Genomic DNA, 22350 nt, shown 5'->3' with positions numbered 1-22350 from the left:
TTCACTACAGTTTTCCAATCGGAGCCGGAGCGCATTGCCTCCCTCCCCGATTTTCCTCACCGAAACGCCCCCAGCGGATCGCTCTGCCCCGCCTTCCGCCGCGCGGCCTTGAACAGAGCCGGGTCGACCACCGCTTCCCTCAGCATCATCACGCCGTAGCGGGTCGCCGCCATCAAATCGTCGCGCAGCTTCACCACCTGGCCATCCCGGCGGTGATAGAGCCGGAACTCCTCGAACCACGGCAAAAGCGTCGAGAACACCTTGAACCGGCCTGATTGCATGCGGTCGAGCATCTCCATCAGCCCGGCCTCCACCGAAACCGAACCATCGGCGAACTGCGCATGGCTGGCGAGCATGTTCAGCCCATTTGCCGAATATTGCTTCGCAAGGGCGGTGCCGGCACCTTCCAGCGTCTCGCGGCGGCCGTCGCGCGGCCATGCCCATGGCAGCCATTCGCCCCATGGTTTCAACGTCAGCGCCTGCATTGCCGGAGTTTGCTGCGAGGCGCGGCAGGCTTTGGTGACATAGACGACATCGGCCTCCGTATCCCAGGCGAGCTCGACCGCGGCCGAGGGATGGTCCCAGCCGAAATCGAGGGCGCCGAGCCGCGGCCAATAGCGCGGCAGCGGGAATGGCTCGCAGGCGATCAGCTCCTCGGCCACCGGAAAGATGCGGCCGGAGCCCAGCACCGGAATGCCCTTGGCCCGCGCCTCGCGCTCATGCGCCGGATAGGCGGCAATGATCTCGGCGCGCTGCTGCGGCGTATAGTGCTCGGCATCGTCGATGGTCATGAAGGTGACGTGACGGGTCATTGTTTTTCACCCTCGCGGCATTGAATCGTGGTGGCGGGTGCGCGCTCCAACGCCCCGCCTCGCAGCTCCGTTTGCATCGCTCGGAACACCTGCCACGGAGCCGGTCGAAAAGTCGGGATCAGATCGCCCGACGTTTGATGCGCACGACTTTCGGCGCCTGTGCATCCATGAACATGTAGCACCGGCCTAGCAGCGCCTTTTTGCCAAAATCATCGAATACGTTCTGCCCGAGCGGCGTGAACAACACCTCGTCGGTCGTCAGTCCGTCCTGGTGGCGAGCCTCGATCTCTGGCCAATGCGCCTTGGCAATATCGGTCAGCACGACGTTGAAGGCAGGATGATTGTAACTGACCAACAAATTGCCATCGTCCATATCAGATGGTTTCATGTCCGGGTGGTAGTTGTAGATCTCGGCAAGCGTCTGGATGGCTGCCAAGGATGCAGCGCCATCGGAAAGACCAGCCTCCGTCAGCACACAGGTGCCGTTTTCAAGGATGGCAAAGTCACGCTCCTGGTTGAAGTAGTAGCCAAAGCGCTCCTCGATGCGATCGATGGGCTGCGAAAACGATGGCCGCCATTTCGGAACGGGAGGAAAGGTCGCTGACATGCCGACGTTGCCTTCTGGTGATACGACAATTGACGAAAGGCCGCCGATCAACACCATTCGTCTATTCATAGTTGTGATCTCCCGCCCAATGTAGCCAGTCTAGTTCCGGATCATGGCTTGGCAACCGCGCTGGTCATGAAGGGGACGTCGCGGCTCATGCGAGATACCTTGCTGGAGCAAAACCGGGACGGCGCGCCACGAACACAGGCGGGCCGGCTAATGGCCCTGAAGTATCTTGATCAACTTACTTTCGTAGGTAGGTCGCGACAATCCATTTTTGTAATCCGCATACGTCATTCGCCCGCTCATCGCCGCATCAGTCCAGCGTTTGCAGTACACCTCTGGCAACGCTTCAACACTTGTGTTTATTATTCTTGCCCATTGTTTGCGGTAAGCTAGTGGCTTTGCCCCTAATCCCACCGCACACTGAGTCATAAAATCCTTTTTGAAAGCTGGACTTCTTTGTATTCCAGCGTTGATTGTGTTGAACCGGCTCTCAGTCACTACGCATCCTGAAAGCATTATTGCACCGATCACGACTAGCGACCGATAGTGATTTCCCACTGCCCACCCCTCCGTTACGGCTCTCATCCTCTGTCCAAATAACTACAATTTTGCTGCAAGAGAAGTGCTCCACACTTATTCCGTGCGCCACAGTCAGTTGGGATAATGATTGCGCCGGGCTGGCTTATTCAGCCGATTGCTTCCCCTTCACCAATGAACTCGACCTGCTCAGCCGACAAGAACAACAACACCACGTCCGACATGCCGAGCAGCGGCGTGAAGGTGACGATGGTGATGCCGCCGGTGGCGTTGGTGCGGGTCAGCCCTTCGGAATAGATGTCGAGCGGCGGCTCCTCGTCGAACCAGACGCCGTGCAGCGTTTCGCCCTGCCATTTCTCGCGACCCTTCTCGTAGCTCTTGAACGACAGCACCGATTCACCGGCCTGGACGTCGCCGCCGCCGCCCCAGCGCACCACGACGCTGTCGAGCGCGCCCGGCGCCCGTCCCGCCATCGTGCTGACGATGGCGTCGGCCGGGATCATGCCGGTGCCGGCCGCCTGCTGCTGCGGCGGGCCGATCAGGATGCGCTGCGGGTTATCGCGCGTGCTTTCGCCGGTGACGCCGGCCGCCCACATCCGAACCGGACAATCGAAAACCTTGCCTTGCCACCAATCTGGATAGCGGCCGGTGAGGTGCATCGCCCATTCGGCGCCGCCGGCCCTGGTCTTGCCGAGCTGGTTGCCGGCCATGAACAGGCGCTCGCGATTGGTCGCGCCGGCTGCATGGAACTCGGCCTGCCTGGGATAGGGCCGATAGGCGGCAAGCTGGTTAGTGCGGCGCCTGCGGTCCAGCTCCGCCAGCAGGCTGAGATATTCCGTCCTTGCCGCCCGGCTGTGCGAGGCCTTTTGCGAAGCCCGGCTTCTCGAGGAACGGCCTAAGGACGGCTTCGAGGCCGCGGATGCGCTGCCTGATTTCGTCATCGCTCAATGCATCCAGATTGTTGATGTTGACACTAATATCCTTGGGCAGCACCGACAGCACGAGCTTCAGGTACTGGTCGGGCTTTTCGGCGCGCACCTCGGCGATAACGCCGGCGCCATGGGCGCGAAAATCGGCGCGGATCGCTTCGAGAAAGCCGTCGGCCAGCGTCTTCTTCGCCCGCTTGGTTCGGCTGCCGGGTGCTTGATCGTGCGGCTGCGGATCGCCGGTGGAAGGAGCTTCGGCCATGCCCTACTCCGCCGTCCCAGCGGAGACCGCCGGCTTCTTGTTGACTGGCCGCACGATGCGCTTGCGCGGCCTGGCCTTCTTGCCGGCGCGTGCCGACTTCGGCTTCCGCGGCTGGCTTGCCGGTTTCGCATCAGTCGTCGTGCCGGGCTTCATCGCACCGGCGTCAGGCAAGGCATTCAGCCTTGCCCTGAGAATTGCCACCGCCTTGCCGTCGAGTGCTCCCGACGGGAAGCCAAAGCCGCCGACCGCATCGACGGTACCGCCGCGCACCATGCCGATCCGCACGCCGGCGGCCACCTGCTCGAAGCGGCCATGGCGTGCATAGGGTGCGGTGCCGGCGAACTCGCCAATGGCGCTGACGACCTCGCGGCCGTCATCGTCGGTGATGATGGTGGCATAACGGTTGGACATGGGGTGTTCTCTGAAGTGGGCGCACGGGCGCGTTGGGAAATCTATGGACGATAGGTGGTTGCGGACCGGGATAGTCGGTCGCGTTCATTTGCGCCGACATACCTCGGCAGCACACGCAACATTCGGTCGAACAGGAGCCCGAAATGAAAAACCCGCCTCGGCGGGCGGGTCGTTGGAGCCAATTGGCACCATACCCAGATTAGTAGCATAGCTGCCGGCACAAAGCAAGAACAAAATGTGGCGCGGTGGAAGAAAATGCACTGACGACCTCGCACCCTCGTCGGTGAACGGCTGGAAGGAGGGCGAAAAGGGCGGGCATTGCGTGAGACTTGCGTTGATGGGATGGTGGTTGCGCTTGAGGGGAACGCGTCATGGGCAATGTCACCAGTCACTACGGCAGCGACGGCATCGTCGATCGCATATTGGCCGCGATCCCGGACGCCGACCCGGCCGGAAAACTCGCGGCCGCGCAACTCTATCCATTCGATCAGCTCCATGGCCGCGAACTGATCGCCACGCGGGAGCATGCGGCCCGTCTTGCTCCTTCGCCGACAGATCGGATCCTGGATATCGGCAGCGGCATTGGCGGGCCGGCAAGGTTTCTGGCCTCGACCTATGGCTGCCAGGTCGACGGCATCGACCTGACACCAGCCTTTGTCGCCGCGTCGAGCCGACTGACCGCACTCAGCGGACTGGCAGACAAGGTTCGCTTCCATCAGGCCGACGCGACGAAACTGCCTTTTGGCGACAGCACCTTCGATGCGGCGATCTGCTTCTATGTCGGCATGAACATCGAGAACAAGGCCGCGGTCATCGACGAGGCCTGGCGCGTGCTGAAACCGCGAGGCAGGCTGATCTGGACCGAAGCCGTGCTCGCCGGCGGCGAGCCCTACTATCCCATGCCCTGGGCGGTTTCTGCGGCGACCAGCCACCTCGCCGATCGGGAAAAATTGAAAACCCTGTTTGTCGATGCCGGATTTCGCATCGACGAAATCGTCGACGAAACCGGCGAACATGTTGAGCTGGCGCTGAAGAGGGCCAATTCCGGCATCGTGCCCTCGCCGGCGCAGCAGCAGGCAAATGAAGTCGTCATGGGCGCGGAATTCCTGCAGCGCCGCCGCAACTACATCCGAAGCCTGAGTGACGGAAAACTCGCCTCGCTCGCCGTGATCGTCTCCAAACCGGCCTGAAACAAAAAACCCGCCTCGGCGGGCGGGTCGTTGGAGCCAATTGGCACCATACCCAAATTAGTAGCATAGCTGCCGGCACAAAGCAAGAACAAAATGTGGCGCGGCGACCAAAAAATGCGATTTCCTTTCAGCGCCTCGCCTTGTCCGCCTCCCGATTGACCTTCCAAGAAGACCGCTAGGCTGCATTCCTTCGCGCTCCTCTCTGTCCTGCCGGACATCTCCCCCACTTGGGGGGAGATCGGCTTTCGCGCCGGCTTTCGCCAATCTCCAACGTTGCAGGAAGAGCGCAGCGCCGAAACCGCCAATCTCCCCACTTGAGGGGGAGATGGCCGGCAGGCCAGAGGGGGTACTGTCCCGGGCGCTGTCCCGCCGACTTAAAGCCGGCAACACAAGCAACGTTCGATCGAAAAGAAGCCTGAAAACAAAAACCCGCCTCTGTGGGCGGGTCGTTGGAGCCAATTAGGACCATACCCAAATTAGTAGCATAGCTGCCGGCACAAAGCAAGAACAAAATGTGGCGTTGCGACAAAAAAACCGAATTCTCTTCGGCGCCTCGCGTTGCCCGCCAGCCACTTTGTGGGCGCGAACGCAGCGTCGGCAATTGGCGCTTCCTCCATTTGCCGAGGCATCTCACCGGCCGACGAGCAGCCGCAGCCGCGGATCAGAACAGGCATTCGCGCGTTTGAACCCCAGCCAATGGGAGCAAAAGCCATGAACGTCGCCAATCTGCAACTCGAAGGCCTGCTGATGGCCATCGCATCGATCAATCAGGTCCTGGTCCGCAAGGGCGTGCTCTCCGTCGAGGAGATAGACATCGCCTTGCGCAAGGCCGAAGCCAGCGAGACCAACGAGGAAAGGTCCGAAGGCATGTCGGCGTCGAGCCGCGACGCCGTCAACTTCCCGATCCGGTTGCTGGAGTTGGCCAATCAATGTCAGCCGGAGACGGACATGCCGTCCTTCTCGAAACTGGCACGCATGGTCGGTCAGATCAAGGAACCTTACAACGACCAGATGTGATGCGGCGATCATAACTGACGCCGCCACAACGGCTTGCCGCGGCGGGGTGGCAAGACTGCTGGCGGCGCCTGCTAGCGGCCCTGCAGGATCTTGATCAACTTGCTGCTGTCGGCCCCCGGCGAGGAAAGCCTGCGGTAGTCCGCGTAAGTTAGCCTGCCATTAGCAACGGCATTAAAGAGCCGGTTACAAAAGGCGCTATCGTATTTTGCGACACTGACATTCATGATTGCTGCGTAAGTCTTTCTTTCGTTGAGCGGCGTGGACCTCTCGCGTGCAATGCATTCGTTGATCGCCACGCGCTTGGTGACAGGGCTGCCTTCAAGCGTGGTATGCATCGTGTTGAATTCGCCTTCGGTCAACGTAGTGCAGCCGGCAAGCAGTGACGCGCCGATCATGGCGGCAGCAAAACGCGTAGCGATGTTCATGAATTCCCCCTCAAGACCCGTGTCTTGCTTAGCCCGCCGAAAGTTGGAAGTACAGAGGGAATGCAGGCGCATCTACAAAAAGCATAAACCTCGAACGCTCGTACTTTAGCTGTCGCTTTTATTGCGCGCGACCTGCGAATGGCCTGAATGACGGTATCCGGCCGCTCTCGATCGTCACGACGATGCTGGTGCGGATCGTGCTGCCGATCTGGCCATGGTTGCGGTCATAGACCCGACCGCCATTGTCGCAGCCACCCTTCTGAGCGCCTTTACGAGAACGCCGGATCCGAGGTTGGGGATCATCCCCTGCCTAGCCTCAGCGCCAGGACGCGGCCCGGCCCGTGCACGGCGGCGAACAGCAGCCCGGCCAGGAAGGTGAAGTGATCGACGAAGAAGCCGAACTCCGCCTGGTTGCCGGCCCAGTGCGACGGCCCGTGGAAGGCAATGCCGAGGAACAGCACATAGGCGCCCGCGACGAGTGCTGCCCATGAGAAGAAGGCGCCAGTCAGGAAGCATAGAACGAGGACGACCTCGAGCAGGGCTGCGCACCAGGCCAGGAACAGCGGGAATGGAAACCCAGCCGCCGCGATATAGCCAGCGGTGGCGCCGATATCGACGAATTTGAAGATCACGGCCATCAGGAAGACGGCGGCGAAGATCAGGCGGGCGATAAGGATTGCCGCGGTCTGCCACGGCGACTGAACGGTTGATTGAGCGGTTTCCAAGGTCATGATGTCCTCCCAAGAGTTACGATGGTTGTGCCCCAAGGACGCACCACCAGCCGCAAGCCCGACATCATCCCCCGAAAAACCTGAGGGATACAAGCCGGCGACACCAAAGTGGCGCCTTCCCTTCTCCCCTTGTGGGAGAAGGTGTCGCCGAAGGCGACGGATGAGGGGTGCTCCAGCTTGGCGCCGGCGGCACTCCGTCCAACACCCCTCATCCGTCTCGGCGCTGCGCGCCGATCCACCTTCTCCCACAAGGGGAGAAGGAAGGTTGTACTACCCCACCTTGACCCCCGGCTTGCTGATCGGCTCCCGTACCGTTCCATACTGGCTGCCCCAGCGGTCGGTCATCGCCCAGCGTATGTCCCAGAGTTCCGGGAAGAAGCGGTGGCGGGCGCCGGCTTCCAGCAATTCGACCGGCCGGCCCTTCAGCGATTTCGCGCCGAGGCCGATCGTGCGGTGGATGAGATAGAGGTGGTTGGCGCGGAATTTCTGGAACAGCTCGTCGAACTCGATCAGCGCTTCGGCAACGACATAGCTGTCGCCGTGATCGTAGCCGGTATCGTAGACATCCTCGACCGAAAGGCCGCGGTCGTCGAGGTACGACGCCTTGAAGGCCCGCCACAGATCGGGCGGCAGGCGCAGCAGCTGCTTGAAACCCGGCGATTCCTGGCCGCTGCCATTGCCGAGCTGCAGCCGGATCTGCTGGTACTCCTTGGGCGACATGGTTTCGAGCAGGTCGAGCTGCGCCGTCATCAGCCGCATCAGCCGATGCACGCGCCCCATCAGCGTGACGATGCGATGCGTGTCCTGCTTTTCCAGGAAATCGACGACATCGACCAGCGTATAGGCGATGAGCTTCATCCACAGCTCCTCGACCTGATGAACGATCTGGAACTGCAGCTCGTCGGCATTCACCATCTCGGCCAGCGGCTTCTGGCAGGCAAGCAGCCTGTCGCATTTGAGGTAGACGCCATAGTCGCGCATCTCAGGCGTTTCGATGCGGGCGTAGTAATCCTGCTTGTCCATGGCCATGCTCCTTGCCGCGGCCGTTGGGCCGCAGGCGTTTGTTGGATCCCAGCCCGAGTCTAATCGCTTTCTTGCCGAACATTGTCCCTTTCTGTTATTCGATTGGCGGGAAACGAAGGACGAAAATTGTCACTGAAGCAGATTGGAAGAACGAATGATGCTGGATGCGGTCGACCGGAAGATCGTCGCGGCGCTCGAACGCGAGGCCCGCATCTCCTTTGCCGCGCTCGCCGATGAGGTCGGCTTGAGCAAGACGCCGTGCTGGAAGCGGGTCAAGGCGCTTGAGGACGCCGGCGTCATCCGCGGCTACTCGACCCGGATCGACCCGGCCAAGCTCGGCTTCGGCATCGAAGCCTTCATCCAGGTGTCGATCGATTTCGAGCTATCGGACGCCTTCGAGGCGGCGGTCAAAAAGCATCCGCTGATCCGCCGCTGCCACGCCACGACTGGCGAGGCCGACTATCTCCTGCAGATCGTCACCGTCGACATGATGGCGCTCGACAGGATGCTGCGCGAGGAGCTCAGCCGGCTGCCCGGCGTGCGGCGCACGATCACCTCGATGGCGATGCGCGAGATCAAGGGCGGCATCTCGTTCGCCAATGCCGTCGGGCATACGCAGACCAAGCGATAGACCGGTCAGGCCCTGGTCATCAATTCGCGTCCCAGCCGCTTCGGTTGCTCGGCGCGCAGAACCACATTTGTCGTCACCGTGCCGTAGTGGCCGATGCTGTCGACGATGCTTTCAAGATCGGGCGGTGACGGGACCACGACCTTGACCAGAAAACAATCCTCGCCGGTCACCCGCAGCACCTCGACCACCTCCGGCAATTGGGCGAACTTCTTCAGGCAGGCCTGGATATGCTCATGCGTGGTGCGCAGGCGGATGACCGCCATGGTGCCGAGCCCGAGCGCTGCCGAATTGATCACCGCCTTGTAACCGGTGATGACGCCACGCTCCTCCAGCCGCTTCACCCGTTCCGAGGTGGCGGGCTGGGACAGTCCGACGCGGCGGCCAAGCTCGGAGATGCCGATGCGGCCATCCTCCTGCATGATCTCAATGATCGCCAGATCGGTGGGGTCGAGCCTTGGCCGATAATCGCCGTTCCGCATGATCGCCTTTAATCCATCGGATTTCGTCGCTGCTTTCCGATGATCTCTCATTCCGCCACCTGGGAGAAGACCTAGAATTGCACGCGCTGCATCAGGAAAGAAGGGCTTCGCATGACCGACTTCATCATTGTGCCGGGCATCGGCGGATCGGGCAAAGCCCACTGGCAGACACGTTGGCAGCAGGCAAACCCGGCGATGCGGCGGTTCAACCCGGCGAGTTGGGACGCGCCGGACCTCGACGACTGGGTGGCTGCGCTGGAAACCGCTGTATGCCAGGCAAGGACACCGCCGGTGCTCGTCGCCCATAGCCTCGGCTGTCTGCTCGTCGTACACTGGCAGCGGATCTCCCCCCGCTCTATCGGCGGCGCGTTGCTGGTCGCGGTTCCGGACCCTGCGTCGCCGGCCTTCCCCTCCTCTGCCCGGGCCTTCGCCGACGCACCGCAACAACGGCTTCGCTTTCCGTCGCTGATTGTCGCCAGCACCAACGATCCCTACGGCTCGCTGGACTATGCCAGGGCGAAATCCGAGCGATGGGGCAGCGATCTCCATATCGCCGGACCGCTTGGCCACATCAATGGCGACAGCGGGCTCGGCGACTGGCCGGCGGGAATGGAGCTGCTGACAGCTTTTCTAAGTCAAACGCAGGCAATCGCCCGAGGCGCCGTGCTTCAGCCGTAACCGCACCAGGACGGCTATCGCGCCGCCGCCCTGATCTGGTTTGCGCCGCGCCTCAGTTCGATGCTGCGGCAGGCGTGCTGAGTTCGAGGAACGGTACGGTCGAGCCCGGGATCATCGACTTCGGCAATTCGCCGTTCCATCTCTCCGCCTTGGTCAGTTCGACCAGCAGCGGATTGTTGGCGATTGCGGCGGCGCGAGCCTTGATGGCGCCCGCGGTCGCATCGCCTTCGACCCTGGTCTTGTAGGCGCTGGCCTCGGCTTCGGCCTTGACGCTGTCGGCGCGGCCCTTGGCCTGGGTGACGGCGATATCGGCCTTGATCTTTTCCTGCTGCAGGTTCTGTTCCTGCTTCTGCACCTCGACCTGCGCCGTCATCCTGGCTTCGACCGCCTGCTCGTAGGCGTCGGAGAAGTCGATGTTCTCGACCTGCACGCTGTCTATCATCACCGGGCCGTCGGTTACCGCCGCGATGGCGTCGGCGACGTCCTTGTTGAACTTCGCCCGGTTCTGGATAACCGACACCGCGTCGTACTGGCCGAACACCGTCTTGATCTCCTGCGGTGCTTTCCTGGCAATGACACGGTCGGCCAGTGCCTCGATCGATCCATAATTGGTGTAGACGTTGCTGACTTCGGCGGCCGGCACGTGGAAGTTGACGGTAACGCGCATGTCGGCCGGCTGCTGGTCGCGCGAATAGGCCTGCATGGCCGGCAGGCCGCTGCAATCGTTCTGGTTTTCGCAGCCCCATTTGAGCACCTGCTGGCGCAAGCTGATCTTCTCGACGCGCTGCAGCCACGGCAGCTTGAAATGCAGTCCGGGATCGACGACCGAACTCAGCGCCCCGTTGGTCAAGAGCACGCCGCGGTCGCCCTGGTCGATCGTGTACCAGGACCCCAGGAGCGCAAAGACGCCGAGCGCCACGATGACGAGTGCGATCAGGCCGGAACCGATCGACCCCGATGCCATCCCCGGCTTGCCCTGCGGACGGCTTGAATTGCCTTGCGTTTCGGTCATCACCCCACCCCAACCTGATTGCCCGTGCTGCTTTTGCCCACAATAGTGGCGGCATTGCAATCCTCTGGATATGGAAGGACCTTCGCGCCAGCCGGCCGGACCGGCGGGGTGGTTCAGGCGGTCCAGGGCAATTCCCTACGCCGGAATTGCTTTACGGCACCTGTGTAATGCTGCCGCTGCCTCGGACCTCCGAACGCCGCATGGTCGGGTGCCCGTAGACGTCGACGTCACCGCTGCCGGAAATCGTGACATCCGCATCCGCCTGTGCGGTAATCTCTGCGTCGCCACTGCCGCGAATCTCGATCCGAGCGGATTGGGCGATAAGATTCCTGAGCCGGCCGGTGCCCGAACCGCGGATCTCCAGATCGACCGTCTGGGCGGTTCCGGTTGCGGTAACGCTGCCGCTGCCGCGGATGTTCAGCCGCAACCCGGGCTGATTGATCTGCGACAGGGCAAGGTCGCCGCTGCCGACCACTTTCCAGTCTGAAATTGCCGGCCCCGACACCCTGACATCGAGCCGGGATGCGAACCAGCCCGGTTCGCAATCCAAAGTGAGTCTGCTGCCTTCCATCCGCACATGGTCGATCAGGGTCGACTTGCCGCTGACGACGGCCTCAGCCTTGTCACCCGGCTGATAACGGACTGATGCTGGCAAAGCGATCGCGAAACTGCCGTCGTTGCGGAACGGCAGCGTAACCTCTTTTCTAGTCGATGTGGTTGCTCCGCAGGTTGATTGTCCGCCAATCCATGAACCCCCGGCGTTGATCCAGTCCGGCCCGGCTAGCCCGATGCCCACGGCCAGGAAGAGCGCGGCGCCGGCCAGTCCGGCCGCCGCGACGAATGCCAGTTTTCCAGTCATGGTCCGTTTCCTTCAACGTGATGACAAATTGCGAGCTTGGCACCGCTCAAGCCTGGTTGCGGTCCGGCTGGGTCAGACGGGAATGCATCCGTGCATAGCGCCCGAAGACCTGTATGCCCGCGCTCGAGCCCAGCAACAGCAGGGCGCCGCCGCCGAGGAAACCGCACACCAGTCCGGCGCCGATGAAGACGCGGCCAAGCGTCGCCGTGAGCGTGGCGCCGGGCTCGAACAGCAGCGTGGTGAGAATGATCTTGATGCCCAGCGCACCGATGGCGACAAGCGTGATGCCAAGGCCGAGCGCAAGCACGACCGCGGTGATGAGCAGCGGCAGCAGGAAGACGACGTCGACGAAGGCAAGGCCGGCAAGCGCGAACGTCGCCGCCAACATGTTCGATACGCTCCAATGCGTTTCAAAACGGCGCAGCCCAGCTTCGGCGCGGAGTTCGCGGGCAAGCCTGGCCGGGTCACCCAGGGCCGCGGCGACGTCCGCTTCGCTGCGGCCCGAGGCATCGGCGAAATGGGCGGCGTAGTCGCCAATGATATCCTCGATCTCCTGAGGCGGCAGGCCGGCGAGCTCCAGTCTCAATTTACGCAGGAAGGCATCCCTGGTCATGGCAAATCCTCAAGAAGTTTGTCGACCGCGCCCGCGAGCGAGCGCCAGTCGCGGCGATGGGCTTCGAAAGCGTGCCGGCCGAGCGGCGTGAGCCGGTAATATTTGCGCGGCGGCCCGCTGCTCGACTCGACGATGCGGGTGGCGACGAGGCCGTCATTCTGCATCCGCCGCATCAGCGGATAAATCGTGCCTTCTCCCATGTTCACAGCGGCGACCAGCGTGCTGGCGATCTCGTAGCCATAGCTTTCGCCCCGCGACAGCACGGCCAGGACGCACAGCTCGAGAGCGCCTTTTCGCAACTGCACCTGGATCGATTCGGTCATGCGCAACGTCCAAAATTCAAGGGGTGTATATAACACGCTACCTGTTTATGCAAGGTAGTTGTTGGCAGCTCGCCGTCAGGCTAGGCGGACAATGGAGATCGGCTTTGAAGCCGCTTGTCTGTTTGGCGCAGTTCCGGACGGAAGACCGCCGACACTTTCCTGGAACCGCCCTGGTTTCCGGAACCGCCCTAGCGGATTTCCCCTGCAGCCGCCGCAGCGGGCTGGGACGCGTTGCCTGGCGTCTCCTTCTGCCGTTCGGCATCGCTTTTGCGCTTCGGGCAATCCTCGTAATTGTGGTCGCGCCCGCCGCAGTAGGAGCAGCATTGTGCCGGCGCGTCGGGGCGAAGCATTGTTGGCATGCACAAGAATGCACTAAAACCCGACAGATTGCGAAGCCTTCGGCGCCGGCAAGGTCGATTTCACCACGGAACCGCTGGCGGCGCCTGAAAGTTATCTGCTCATTGCAACCGGAGCACAGGACATGGCCGACGACCAGAACCGCTACGAGACCGGCGCGAGGAAATATCCGGCAAAGACGAGCCCCGACGCGGCCGACGAATTCTCGCAGGATGCGGCCGGCAACAAGCCGCCTCCCGGCGGCATGGGATTGACCAGGCCGGCTGACGATTTCGACGACAAGACCCGGCATTCGGAGGGCCAGAACCCGCCGCGCACAGCGATCCGGCCAGACGGCAAGGCTACCGCCAAGAAGCCCGGCAAGGACGCAAGACGATGAACGTCGCCAATCTCCAGCTCGAAGGATTGATGATGGCGATCGCGGCCGTCAACAACGCGCTGGTCCACAAGGGCCTGCTGTCGGTCGACGAGGTCGACATGGCGTTGCGCCGCGCCGAGGCGGCGATGACCAGCGACGAGCGTCTCTATGAAGACATGTCGCCATCCAACCGCGACGCCGTCTGCTTTCCGCTCAGGCTGCTGCAGGCGGCCAACAATGCCCAGGGTGAAACCGGCGTACCGTCCTTTGCCGAACTGGCCAGGATGGTCGGCCGGACCAAGGAGCCCTATAACGACCAGATGTGATGGAGGACGCCATGGCCGACGACAAATCCAAGACCAAGCAGGATCGCAAACTGGTCTCAGGCGAAGAGCCTTACGAGGTCGCTGCCTTTGCCCGCAAATACGGCATACCGCAAAGCGAGGCCGCGACCATCATCAAGCGTTACGGCCCCTCGAGGAGGAAGCTCGACGCGCATATGGCGAGCCGCAACGCCTGATCCAATTCTGGCGGCGGCCGCCTTCATGCCGGAAGCGTCGCTGCCCTGCCGCCTTGTCGAGAGTATCGGCACCGTCAGCCGTGACCTGTCGGGTTCGCCCCTGTGGGATTCAACGCCTGGTTTTGACAGCCGCGGAATACTCGCGCGGCGCAACAACTCATTTACCTCGACGCTGTACCAGTCCGGTGAGCAAAGCCGGGGGTCGGATGCAGGAACAATTATTGCGCTACGAATGTGTCATGGAGCCGAACGGCCGTTGGATGGTGTGGGACATCGTTCACGATCTGCCGGCGCAATTTTCGGAAATCGCGCTGATCGGCCTGAGCCGTCGTGAAGCGGTTTCGCTCTGCCGGCTGCTCAACGAGACGAGCCGTTCCGAGACGCGGCAGAGCCGGGCCTCCTGAGAAGCGCGTGCGTCTCAGGCCTGCCCAGGCTAAGAGGATTTTACATGCGATCGACAATATTCGGTCTGGTCCTGCTGCTGCCGGCCGCCGCCCTGGCGGAGCCGATCGAGACCCAGAAGATCATCACGGCGGCGACCGGCGACTGGAACGGCGACGGCGCCGCCGATCTGGCGATGATCGTCGAGACCGAGCCCGGCTCTCCCATGGACCTGTATTTTTTCCTCAAAGATCGCAATGGCGATTTTCTAAAACCTGCCGGGATCGTGCATGATCAGATTGACGGGGAATGGAAGGATTACGACCGGCCGGGCCCCGCCACATCCGACACCGAGCCCGAACTCACTACGCTCCCCAACGGTTCGATCAAGCTCTATATTCCGGCGATGGAGATCGGCAGCGAGCGGACCAACAAGACGCTGACGCTCGCCTGGCGCAACGGCACGTTCGTCGTCGCCGGTTTTGCCTACGAGTATTGGGATTACATGGACGACAATGTTGCCGGCGACTGCGACTACAATGTGCTGACCGGCAAGGGCAAAAGCAGCAAGAAGCTGGCGGACGGCACCACCAGGCAAGCGACCGTATCGGTCGAAGGCAAGGTCATCCCATTCGCGGAGTGGACCCCGGGCACTGGCTTCAGCGTTTGCGGAGAGTGAGAGGTTTCGGTTGCCTCACTGCAGCGGCGGCTTCCACAGCAGGCTGTTGCGATCGGCGGACTTGACGCGCAGCCAGGTTTCGCGGCCATCGCGCAGCACCCGGAGCGGGATCTCGGCACCCGCCGGGCCGCTCTTCCAAAGCTTGCGATAAAAATCGGCAAGCCCATCGACCGCCGTGTCGCGGACATCCGAGATGACATCGCCTTGGCGAAGGCCCGCCTGGGCGGCTGGACCGCCCTCGGCGACGCTCATCACCACGACCTTGCCGTCGCTCTCGGCCGAGAAGGCGCCGAGCCACGGCCGCGGCGGCCTGGCGACCTGCCCGCGCGTCAGCAGATCGTCGAGGATGGGCGGCAGAAGATCGATCGGCACCACCATGTTGATGTCGGCGACCTCGCCGTTGCGGCTCATCTGCAGGCGCAGCGAACCGATGCCGAGCAGCCTGCCATCCGCGCCGATGAGGCCGGCGCCGCCCCATGAGGGGTGAGCCGGCGCCGTGAAGATCGCCTCGTCGAGCAGATATTCCCAATAGCCGGCGAATTCCTGCTTGGTGACGATCCGCGCCCGCACGGAGCGGCCGACGCCGTCGGCGAGCACGACGGGATCGCCGATCTTGGCCCTGGACGCATCGCCGAGCGCAATGGCGGGCAGCCCGAGCGGCGCCAGCGCCTGCACCAGGCCGAAGCCCGACTCCTGGTCGTAGGCGAGCGCATGGGCGGGAACCACGCGCCCGTCCTGGTCGGCCAGCCAGACCTCCTCGGCCTCAGTGATGAGATAGCCGATGGTGAGTACCAGCCCGTCGCCGCGGATGACCACGCCACTGCCCTCGCGGCGGGTGCCAAGTGTATTTGCCGTGAAGGCGTCCTCTGGCACGGTGGCGCGGACGGCCACAATGGATCGCAAAAGGGGTTCGATATTCATGCTTTGGTTCCTGGCAATGTTCGCAGGCTGATATGGGCTATAGGTATGGCGCAGGTGATCAGGCGCAAGAGGCGGCGCCGGCTTTGGCGTGGACCGGCGCCGCGCCGTTCGCGCCGGGGTTTTGCAACAGCGCCGGCAGCCCTATCTGTACCTACGGCTATCCCAAGCTGCCCTATGCAAAGTTCCTCCGCCATTGCCCACGTTGATATCTGATATCCTCCCAACCCAACCCTTCCAAAGGCCTCCCAAATGAACGACTACGCAACGGACCAATACACGCCGCCAAAAGTCTGGACCTGGAACAAGGCAAATGGCGGCGCTTTCGCCAGCATCAACCGGCCGATCGCCGGCCCGACACATGACAAGCAACTGCCGGTCGGCAAGCATCCGCTGCAGCTTTATTCGCTGGCGACACCGAACGGCGTCAAGGTGACGATCATGCTGGAGGAACTTCTGGCGCTCGGCCACAGCGGCGCCGAGTACGACGCCTGGCTTATCAGGATCAACGACGGCGACCAGTTCGGCAGCGGCTTCGTCGAGGTCAACCCCAACTCGAAGATCCCGGCCATGATGGATCGCAGTGGGAAAAAGCCGGTCCGCATCTTCGAATCCGGATCGATCCTGCTCTACCTCGCCGAAAAATTCGGCGAATTCCTGCCGACGGAGCGGCCGGCTCGCGCCGAGACCCTGTCATGGCTGTTCTGGCAGATGGGCTCGGCGCCCTATCTCGGTGGCGGCTTCGGCCATTTCTACGCCTATGCGCCGACGAAGATCGAATATGCCATCGACCGCTTCGCCATGGAAACCAAGCGGCAGATGGACGTGCTCGACCGACGCCTCGCCGAAAGCGAGTATTTAGGCGGCAGCGACTATACGATTGCCGACATTGCGGTGTGGCCCTGGTATGGCGGGCTGGCCAAGGGCCGTATGTATGACGATTCCGGCGAGTTCCTGCAGGTGGAGCAATACAAGAACGTGCAACGCTGGGCCGACGCCATCGACGCGCGGCCGGCGGTCAAGCGCGGCCGCATGGTCAACCGCACCTTCGGCGAGCCTTCGATGCAGCTGCACGAGCGCCATGACGCCAGCGATTTCGAGACCAAGACGCAAGACAAGCTCGCGGCGGCCAAAAGCTAAGCGGACGACGCGCCGATCTCCCGCCTTGTAGGGGAGATCGGCAGCTTCGGCCGACTGCTCAAGCTCGCCTTCACCGCCGCCATCCACAGCCGGTCGATGTTGGCCAGGAATTTCTCGTCGAGTTTGTCGAGGTGCTTCCAGTACATGCCGTCCTCGAAGAGATAGCCGAGTTCCTTCTCGATCCTGTCGGCCTCCTCCGCCTGATCGAGCCGCAGGCCGGCAAGCATCTCGGCCTTCATTTCCGAAAGCTGCGAGGAAGAAAGCGCGCCGAGTTCATCGAGCGTCAGCCGCGGGAAGATCAGCCGGCTGCGCGGCAGGTCGGATAGGTTGACGCACAGGCAGCCGCGCCGAAGCGCATGGATGAGCAGGCGGGCCGACTTCGCCTCGAGGTTGCGCAGGGTGACGTCGTTGCGCAGCGGATCGGCGCGGCCGACGCCGTAAAAATGCGTGTTGCCGGGCTGGTCGTAGATCATGTCGCAGCCAAGGAATGCCAGCACGTCCGGCTTCTGACTGTGGATCGTCCAGTAGGCCGCCGTCATCGACATGGTGCCGCCGGCATAGACGAAGCCGCCAAAGCTGTTTTGCGCCGGCACGTAATGCGAGGCGCTGAAGATCTGCGCCTGCTGCAGGGGACCGCCTTGCGGCATCCGCTCCGCCGGGAAATCGCCGGCATGGACGAGGAAATCCCAGTCGGGGCGCACGCGCCAGGCGTTGTTGATGGCGACGATCTTGCCGAAGGCCTGCTTGGGCCAGGCGGCGGAGCGCACCACATCGGGGGCGCTACCGATCAGCAAGATCACGTTTGGCGTTCCGTCGATCACCACAACCCTCTCGACCGGCCGAAATGCATCTCGATGCCGCCCGGTTGAACGGCTTTATAGCCTCAATGGCCCATCGAAAACACCAGCCGGATTTAAGCTGGCATCAACAAAAGGCAGCTTGCCAGCCGGTTGTAAAATGTGGCCTTAGGCACCGTCCTACAAGCAGCAGGCAGGTTTTCCCGCTAGCCCAAAAACGACGATATGAGTTGGGCGATATATATTAGTTGACTAAACTAGCGGAACGTCCAATGCACATTCCCAGAACCGAACATGTCCTGTCTAGACCATGATATCTATATGGGACATTACTACATAAGCTGAACGCGACCTCGACGGTTCGGCGGCACAGCCCTCAGACGCCGCGGCTTTGCCTCCGCGCTTTTCGCCCCGGATCCGTAGATCAACCGGACGACGAACAGGAAATATCCAACCTGCATGACGATCAAGGTCAAGATCGTCCAGGCCAGCGTCTTCCAGATTGAACCCGTCGCAAGGTAAGTCGAGATCGCCACGATGGACGATGTGGTGGTCAGCCCCACCAGGAACTGTGGAAAGTTCATGATTTTTCTGCGCCGCCCCGGAACTCGCTACAGCCGGGACGAACTCCCCTAACCCATTACCCCGCACCAACATTTCCACCATTTTAGCAATTGCGCAAGCACCAAATAGAACAGCAGTTAACGCATGCTTCCGTGATCAAGGGCTGCATGTCAGGTCACCAAGGTGGGCTGGCTTGGACGGCGGCTGCGCGTCCCCTCCTCCCCAACCAGCTCTCCATACCCCCTCACCGCCCCATCAAGCCCACGTATTCGCCACGTCTCCCCTTCCCGTGCCTCAAGATGGGACGGGCCGAGCGGGACTTTCCCTCCGCCGTCCGGCAGGTCCAGCACGTAGACGGGATTGCAGATGCCCGACAGGCGCGCACGCAAGGCGCTGACCAGCGCCTGGCCCTCGGCGATCGTGGTGCGCCGGTGCGCCATGCCGCGCACGAGATCGCCGTGGTGCAGGTAATAGGGTTTGACGCCAAGGCGATACATCAGCTCGCGGCACAGCTCTTCCAGCACCTCGACCGTATCGTTCACGCCTTTCAGCAGAACGCTCTGGTTCAGCAGCACGAAGCCGCCCTGCCGCAACGTGCGGCAGGCCCGCTCGGTCGCCTCCGTGATTTCGCGTGGATGGTTGAAATGGGTGACGACAGTGACCATCAGCCGGCCCTGCAAGGCTTGCATCAACCCGCCGGTGACGCGCGACGGCAGCGCGACGGGTACGCGAGTGTGGATGCGCAACAGCCGCACATGCTGGATCGCCTCGACACGGGCGCGGATTTCCGCCAGCGCCCTGTCCGGCAGCGATAGCGGGTCGCCGCCGGTCAGGATCACCTCGCGGATTTCCGGATGGGCCGCGATATAGGCGAAGGCTTCGTCGAGAGCTTCGCGCGTATAGCCGCGGCCGATCGACGTCAGCTGCTCCTTGCGAAAGCAGAACCGGCAATAGACCGCGCATTGATAGGTCGGGAACAACAGAACCCGGTCGGCATGTCGATGCGTCAATCTAGGCACGGGACTGAAGGCGTGGTCGGCGATCGGATCGTCGAGTTCGCCCTCCTGCTCTGCCAGTTCGTCGGGCGACGGGATGACCTGAAGCCGTATCGGATCGGCGGGGTCGTTCCAGTCGATCAGGTCGAGATAGGCCTTGGGAATGCGAACCTTGTGGCGCGTGGCCGCGGCTTCGGCCGCCGCCCGCTCGGCTGGCGACAGCGGCAGCGAATCCAGATCGCCTACATGCCGCACGCCCTCGCGAACATCGTCCCGCCATGCGGCATCCGCCTCGCGAGCGCGCCGGTCATCGGCTGCCACGCCGGCCGCATCGACCGCCATGCTGGCGTCGGGGATGTCGGGATGTGAGGTCATCGCAGGCTCCTTGAATTTCGGGCCGGGGTACAGCATTGGAGCCAGGACTTGAAGGCAATAAGCGGTGTTTGGCCGGGTTGGAGGGCGCGGCAGGAAGCCACAACCGGCCACTGATCAGAACAATCGTCCAACATCGCTGACGCAAAACATTAGCTTGCTCTTATATTAGCTTGAGCGTATACACATAAACGGCCGGTGATCTACCCCCCAACCGGTTAGGCTCGGCGCCAGTTCCCTCCCTACCCCTCAGGTCAACGACGCCGGGCCGCTCGGGTTCGCCCGGTCGCCCGCGGTCGAGACCGGATCGTCGACCTCTTCGATGTCGATCATCCCCCTCAAGCAGCACCCAACTGAACATACCAGCTGAACACATCGGCGATGCCCGCGTCTCTCGGCCTTCCCGTCGCCGGCCGCGGTCGCTAATCTCGGATTGCGAAAAAGCTGGAGAAGAGCGTATGGCGAACGACTTGTCGCCAAGGCTTTTGGAGATCGTCAATGCGCTGCCCTTGCGGCAGGGCATGCGAGTGCTGGAGATCGGCTGCGGACCGGGTGCTGCAGCGCGCGAGATCGCGCGCCGGATCGGCGGTGGGCACGTGCTGGCGATCGACCGCTCGGCCAAGGCCATCGCGCAGGCCGGGGCCGCCTCGCGCGCCGAGATTGCGGCAGGCCGGCTGAGCCTTCGCCAGATCGCCATCGAGGATTTCGAGTTGGAGGCCGATGAGAAGCACTTCGACATTGCCGTTGCGGTGCGCGTCGGCGCGCTGGACGGGCGTCATCCCGAAGCAGGAAAAATTGCCCTGCGACGGCTCAAGGCGGCGTTGACCGCGCAAGGCCGGCTGTTCATCGACGGCGGCGATCCGCTGCGCGAAATTGCGATACATGGCTGAGCACCTCGTGCTTGGCCTCCGGAACCGAGCGTCTACGTGACCGTGAGCGGCAGAGCCGGCCTCAGCTCCGCAACCCCGGCGCCTCCTGCCCGGTGCGCTCGACATATTCGGTATAGCCGCCGCCATAGGTGTGGATGCCCTCGGGCGTCAGTTCCAGCACCCGGTTCGACAGCGCCGCCAGGAAATGGCGGTCGTGCGAGACGAACAGCATGGTTCCCTCGTACTGCGACAGTGCCGTGATCAGCATCTCCTTGGTGGCGATGTCGAGGTGGTTGGTCGGCTCGTCCAGCACCAGCAAATTGGGCGGATCGAACAGCATCAGCGCCATCACCAGCCGCGCCTTCTCGCCGCCCGACAGCACGCGGCATTTCTTCTCGATCTCGTCGCCGGAAAAGCCGAAGCAGCCGGCCAGCGCCCTGAGCGGCGCCTGGCCGGCCTGCGGAAATGCATCTTCCAGCGTCTGGAACACGGTGCGCTCGCCCTCCAGCACTTCCATGGCGTGCTGGGCGAAATAGCCCATCTTGACGCTGGGCCCGCGCGCCACCGTGCCATTGTCCGGCTCGGAAGCGCCAGCGACCAGCTTCAGCAGCGTCGACTTGCCGGCGCCGTTGACGCCCATGATGCACCAGCGCTCGCGGCGGCGCACCTGAAAATCCAATCCCTCGTAGATCGAGCGGCTGCCATAGCCCTTGTGCACGTTCTTCAGCGTCACCACGTCCTCGCCGCAGCGCGGCGCCGGCTGGAAGTCGAACGATACCTTCTGGCGGCGCTTGGGCGGCTCGACCCGGTCGATCTTGTCCAGCTTCTTCACCCGGCTCTGTACCTGGGCGGCATGTGAAGCCCGCGCCTTGAAGCGCTCGATGAAGGCGATCTCCTTGGCCAGCATCGCCTGCTGGCGCTCGAACTGCGCCTGCTGCTGCCGGTCGGCAATCGCCCGCTGCTGCTGGTAGAATTCGTAGTTGCCGGAGTAGGCGGTCAGCGAACCGCCGTCGATCTCGACCACCTTGTTGACGATGCGGTTCATGAACTCGCGGTCGTGCGAGGTCATCAGCAGCGCGCCGTCATAGTTCTTCAGGAACTGCTCCAGCCAGATCAGGCTTTCGAGGTCGAGATGGTTGCTCGGCTCGTCGAGCAGCATGGCGTCGGGCCGCATCAAAAGGATCCTGGCCAGTGCCACGCGCATTTTCCAGCCGCCGGACAGTTTGCCGACGTCGCCGTCCATCATCTCCTGGCTGAAGCCGAGCCCGTCGAGCACCTCGCGGGCGCGCCCGTCCAGCGCGTAGCCGTCGAGCTCCTCGAAGCGGTGCTGTGCCTCGCCGTAACGGACGATGATCTCGTCCATTTCACCGGCGCGATCGGGGTCGCCCATGGCGTGCTCGAGCTCGCGCATCTCGGCCGCCACTTCGCTCACCGGCCCGGCGCCGTCCATCACTTCGGCCACCGCACTGCGGCCCTCCATGTCGCCGACATCCTGGCTGAAATAGCCGATGGTGACGCCGCGATCGACGGAGACCTGGCCCTCGTCGGGCTGCTCCTCGCCGTTGATCATGCGAAACAGCGTCGTCTTGCCCGCGCCGTTAGGCCCGGCCAGCCCGACCTTCTCGCCCTTCTGCAACGCGGCGGAGGCTTCGATGAAGACAATCTGCCTGCCGTTCTGCTTGCTGATATTTTCGAGACGAATCATGGTTTTCCGGGGAAGGCCAAAGGAGAGTTCCCGCGCCAATACGCGATAGGCCGCGCTTGCGGAAGCCCGCAATTGATGAGGCGCCCCGCGCCAAATTGTCTGAACCCGCCAGTTGCTTCCCGGCTGGATCAGGCTTTGACGGCGTAGGGATGA

Annotated in this window: 27 protein-coding genes and 2 pseudogenes; 11 read left to right on the top strand and 18 right to left on the bottom strand. The window is 62.7% G+C overall.

All coding sequences use genetic code 11. From position 1 onward, the window contains the following. Positions 1 to 56: 56 nt before the first annotated feature. The 5 genes and pseudogenes from NKI52_RS23530 to NKI52_RS23510 all read right to left on the bottom strand — a co-directional run. Positions 57 to 818 (bottom strand): annotated as a pseudogene (locus NKI52_RS23530) (phage terminase large subunit family protein); the annotation flags it as partial. A 112-nt stretch (positions 819 to 930) separates the two neighbouring features. Then, positions 931 to 1476, bottom strand: a complete 546-nt coding sequence (locus NKI52_RS23525) for a hypothetical protein (RefSeq protein ID WP_352458173.1) — start codon at positions 1474 to 1476, stop codon at positions 931 to 933. A gap of 683 nt (positions 1477 to 2159) precedes the next feature. After that, positions 2160 to 2774, bottom strand: a pseudogene (locus NKI52_RS23520) (terminase large subunit domain-containing protein); the annotation flags it as partial. Continuing rightward, entirely contained in the window at positions 2752 to 3150 is a 399-nt protein-coding gene (locus tag NKI52_RS23515) for a hypothetical protein (protein ID WP_245274656.1), read from the bottom strand. The gene NKI52_RS23515 and the pseudogene NKI52_RS23520, both read right to left, overlap by 23 nt. A 3-nt stretch (positions 3151 to 3153) precedes the next feature. Further along, entirely contained in the window at positions 3154 to 3561 is a 408-nt protein-coding gene (locus NKI52_RS23510; protein WP_352699829.1) for a hypothetical protein, read from the bottom strand. A 371-nt stretch (positions 3562 to 3932) separates the two neighbouring features. Here NKI52_RS23510 and NKI52_RS23505 point away from each other — a divergent pair, with 371 nt between their 5' ends. Together NKI52_RS23505 and NKI52_RS23500 are read left to right on the top strand one after the other, a co-directional pair. Beyond that, a complete protein-coding gene (locus NKI52_RS23505; protein ID WP_352699827.1) occupies positions 3933 to 4751 on the top strand; it encodes a class I SAM-dependent methyltransferase in 819 nt (272 codons plus the stop codon). 711 nt (positions 4752 to 5462) lie between these two features. Beyond that, positions 5463 to 5768, top strand: coding sequence for a hypothetical protein (locus NKI52_RS23500; RefSeq protein ID WP_023675713.1), 306 nt, complete (start codon positions 5463 to 5465; stop codon positions 5766 to 5768). A gap of 71 nt (positions 5769 to 5839) precedes the next feature. On the opposite strand, the gene NKI52_RS23495 is transcribed toward NKI52_RS23500, so the two are convergent. From NKI52_RS23495 to NKI52_RS23485, 3 genes are all read right to left on the bottom strand, one after another. After that, positions 5840 to 6193, bottom strand: coding sequence for a hypothetical protein (locus NKI52_RS23495; RefSeq protein ID WP_352638345.1), 354 nt, complete (start codon positions 6191 to 6193; stop codon positions 5840 to 5842). Positions 6194 to 6492: 299 nt separating this feature from the next. Next, positions 6493 to 6924, bottom strand: a complete 432-nt coding sequence (locus NKI52_RS23490) for a DoxX family protein (protein ID WP_352699825.1) — start codon at positions 6922 to 6924, stop codon at positions 6493 to 6495. A gap of 270 nt (positions 6925 to 7194) precedes the next feature. Then, a complete protein-coding gene (locus NKI52_RS23485; protein ID WP_352472085.1) occupies positions 7195 to 7947 on the bottom strand; it encodes a tryptophan 2,3-dioxygenase family protein in 753 nt (250 codons plus the stop codon). A gap of 154 nt (positions 7948 to 8101) precedes the next feature. On the opposite strand from NKI52_RS23485, the gene NKI52_RS23480 reads away from it, so the two are divergent. Next, positions 8102 to 8578: an Lrp/AsnC family transcriptional regulator gene (locus NKI52_RS23480; RefSeq protein WP_245274655.1), complete on the top strand. Its 477-nt coding sequence runs from the start codon at positions 8102 to 8104 to the stop codon at positions 8576 to 8578. Positions 8579 to 8583: 5 nt separating this feature from the next. Here the strand turns inward: NKI52_RS23480 and NKI52_RS23475 are convergent, their stop codons facing one another. Beyond that, positions 8584 to 9057, bottom strand: coding sequence for an Lrp/AsnC family transcriptional regulator (locus NKI52_RS23475; RefSeq protein WP_352453704.1), 474 nt, complete (start codon positions 9055 to 9057; stop codon positions 8584 to 8586). Positions 9058 to 9168: 111 nt separating this feature from the next. Here NKI52_RS23475 and NKI52_RS23470 point away from each other — a divergent pair, with 111 nt between their 5' ends. After that, positions 9169 to 9735 (top strand): RBBP9/YdeN family alpha/beta hydrolase, encoded by a 567-nt coding sequence (locus NKI52_RS23470; RefSeq protein WP_352638128.1) that lies wholly within the window; start codon positions 9169 to 9171, stop codon positions 9733 to 9735. 52 nt (positions 9736 to 9787) lie between these two features. Here NKI52_RS23470 and NKI52_RS23465 read toward each other — a convergent pair whose 3' ends face one another. The 4 genes from NKI52_RS23465 to NKI52_RS23450 form a co-directional block, all read right to left on the bottom strand. Next, positions 9788 to 10747 (bottom strand): prohibitin family protein, encoded by a 960-nt coding sequence (locus NKI52_RS23465; protein WP_352571346.1) that lies wholly within the window; start codon positions 10745 to 10747, stop codon positions 9788 to 9790. Between the two features lie 151 nt (positions 10748 to 10898). Further along, positions 10899 to 11606, bottom strand: coding sequence for a GIN domain-containing protein (locus NKI52_RS23460; protein WP_352699823.1), 708 nt, complete (start codon positions 11604 to 11606; stop codon positions 10899 to 10901). A 46-nt stretch (positions 11607 to 11652) separates the two neighbouring features. Continuing rightward, entirely contained in the window at positions 11653 to 12219 is a 567-nt protein-coding gene (locus NKI52_RS23455) for a DUF1700 domain-containing protein (protein ID WP_352699821.1), read from the bottom strand. After that, positions 12216 to 12542, bottom strand: coding sequence for a PadR family transcriptional regulator (locus NKI52_RS23450; protein WP_352699819.1), 327 nt, complete (start codon positions 12540 to 12542; stop codon positions 12216 to 12218). The genes NKI52_RS23455 and NKI52_RS23450 overlap by 4 nt, the downstream gene beginning before the upstream one ends. A 481-nt stretch (positions 12543 to 13023) precedes the next feature. On the opposite strand from NKI52_RS23450, the gene NKI52_RS23445 reads away from it, so the two are divergent. From NKI52_RS23445 to NKI52_RS23425, 5 genes are all read left to right on the top strand, one after another. Then, positions 13024 to 13278: a hypothetical protein gene (locus NKI52_RS23445; RefSeq protein ID WP_023675704.1), complete on the top strand. Its 255-nt coding sequence runs from the start codon at positions 13024 to 13026 to the stop codon at positions 13276 to 13278. Continuing rightward, positions 13275 to 13583, top strand: a complete 309-nt coding sequence (locus NKI52_RS23440; RefSeq protein WP_023675703.1) for a hypothetical protein — start codon at positions 13275 to 13277, stop codon at positions 13581 to 13583. The genes NKI52_RS23445 and NKI52_RS23440 overlap by 4 nt, the downstream gene beginning before the upstream one ends. An 11-nt stretch (positions 13584 to 13594) precedes the next feature. Further along, positions 13595 to 13777, top strand: coding sequence for a DUF3606 domain-containing protein (locus NKI52_RS23435; protein ID WP_023675702.1), 183 nt, complete (start codon positions 13595 to 13597; stop codon positions 13775 to 13777). Positions 13778 to 13998: 221 nt separating this feature from the next. Continuing rightward, positions 13999 to 14181, top strand: a complete 183-nt coding sequence (locus tag NKI52_RS23430; protein WP_245274654.1) for a hypothetical protein — start codon at positions 13999 to 14001, stop codon at positions 14179 to 14181. 44 nt (positions 14182 to 14225) lie between these two features. Further along, positions 14226 to 14837: a hypothetical protein gene (locus NKI52_RS23425; protein WP_352699817.1), complete on the top strand. Its 612-nt coding sequence runs from the start codon at positions 14226 to 14228 to the stop codon at positions 14835 to 14837. Positions 14838 to 14852: 15 nt separating this feature from the next. Here NKI52_RS23425 and NKI52_RS23420 read toward each other — a convergent pair whose 3' ends face one another. Next, positions 14853 to 15758, bottom strand: coding sequence for a S1C family serine protease (locus NKI52_RS23420; RefSeq protein WP_023675699.1), 906 nt, complete (start codon positions 15756 to 15758; stop codon positions 14853 to 14855). Between the two features lie 249 nt (positions 15759 to 16007). Between NKI52_RS23420 and yghU the strand changes: the two genes are divergently transcribed. Further along, complete coding sequence (gene yghU, locus NKI52_RS23415; RefSeq protein WP_352699815.1) at positions 16008 to 16895, top strand: glutathione-dependent disulfide-bond oxidoreductase; 888 nt, start codon at positions 16008 to 16010, stop codon at positions 16893 to 16895. Here the strand turns inward: yghU and NKI52_RS23410 are convergent. The 3 genes from NKI52_RS23410 to NKI52_RS23400 all read right to left on the bottom strand — a co-directional run bounded on the left by NKI52_RS23410 (position 16892) and on the right by NKI52_RS23400 (position 19593). Then, positions 16892 to 17695, bottom strand: coding sequence for a hypothetical protein (locus NKI52_RS23410; RefSeq protein ID WP_352571352.1), 804 nt, complete (start codon positions 17693 to 17695; stop codon positions 16892 to 16894). The genes yghU and NKI52_RS23410 overlap by 4 nt on opposite strands. Positions 17696 to 18024: 329 nt before the next feature. Next, complete coding sequence (locus NKI52_RS23405; RefSeq protein WP_023675695.1) at positions 18025 to 18276, bottom strand: exopolysaccharide production repressor protein; 252 nt, start codon at positions 18274 to 18276, stop codon at positions 18025 to 18027. A gap of 150 nt (positions 18277 to 18426) precedes the next feature. Then, positions 18427 to 19593 carry a KamA family radical SAM protein gene (locus NKI52_RS23400; protein WP_502896728.1) on the bottom strand — a complete coding sequence of 389 codons (1167 nt, stop codon included), beginning with the start codon at positions 19591 to 19593 and terminating at the stop codon, positions 18427 to 18429. A 488-nt stretch (positions 19594 to 20081) separates the two neighbouring features. Here NKI52_RS23400 and NKI52_RS23395 point away from each other — a divergent pair, with 488 nt between their 5' ends. Beyond that, on the top strand, positions 20082 to 20513 hold the full coding sequence (locus NKI52_RS23395; protein ID WP_023675692.1) for an SAM-dependent methyltransferase: 432 nt from the start codon (positions 20082 to 20084) through the stop codon (positions 20511 to 20513). A gap of 61 nt (positions 20514 to 20574) precedes the next feature. Here NKI52_RS23395 and NKI52_RS23390 read toward each other — a convergent pair whose 3' ends face one another. Next, the gene (locus tag NKI52_RS23390) at positions 20575 to 22197 is read right to left on the bottom strand and encodes an ABC-F family ATP-binding cassette domain-containing protein (RefSeq protein ID WP_352699811.1); all 1623 of its coding nucleotides are present in this window, start codon (positions 22195 to 22197) and stop codon (positions 20575 to 20577) included. Positions 22198 to 22350 lie beyond the last annotated feature (153 nt).

It is taken from the genome of Mesorhizobium sp. M0590, from assembly GCF_040320905.1.
Classification (GTDB): Bacteria; Pseudomonadota; Alphaproteobacteria; order Rhizobiales; family Rhizobiaceae; genus Mesorhizobium.
Note: the sequence above shows the minus strand (reverse complement) of the source record. Positions and strands in the feature narration are given on the sequence as shown.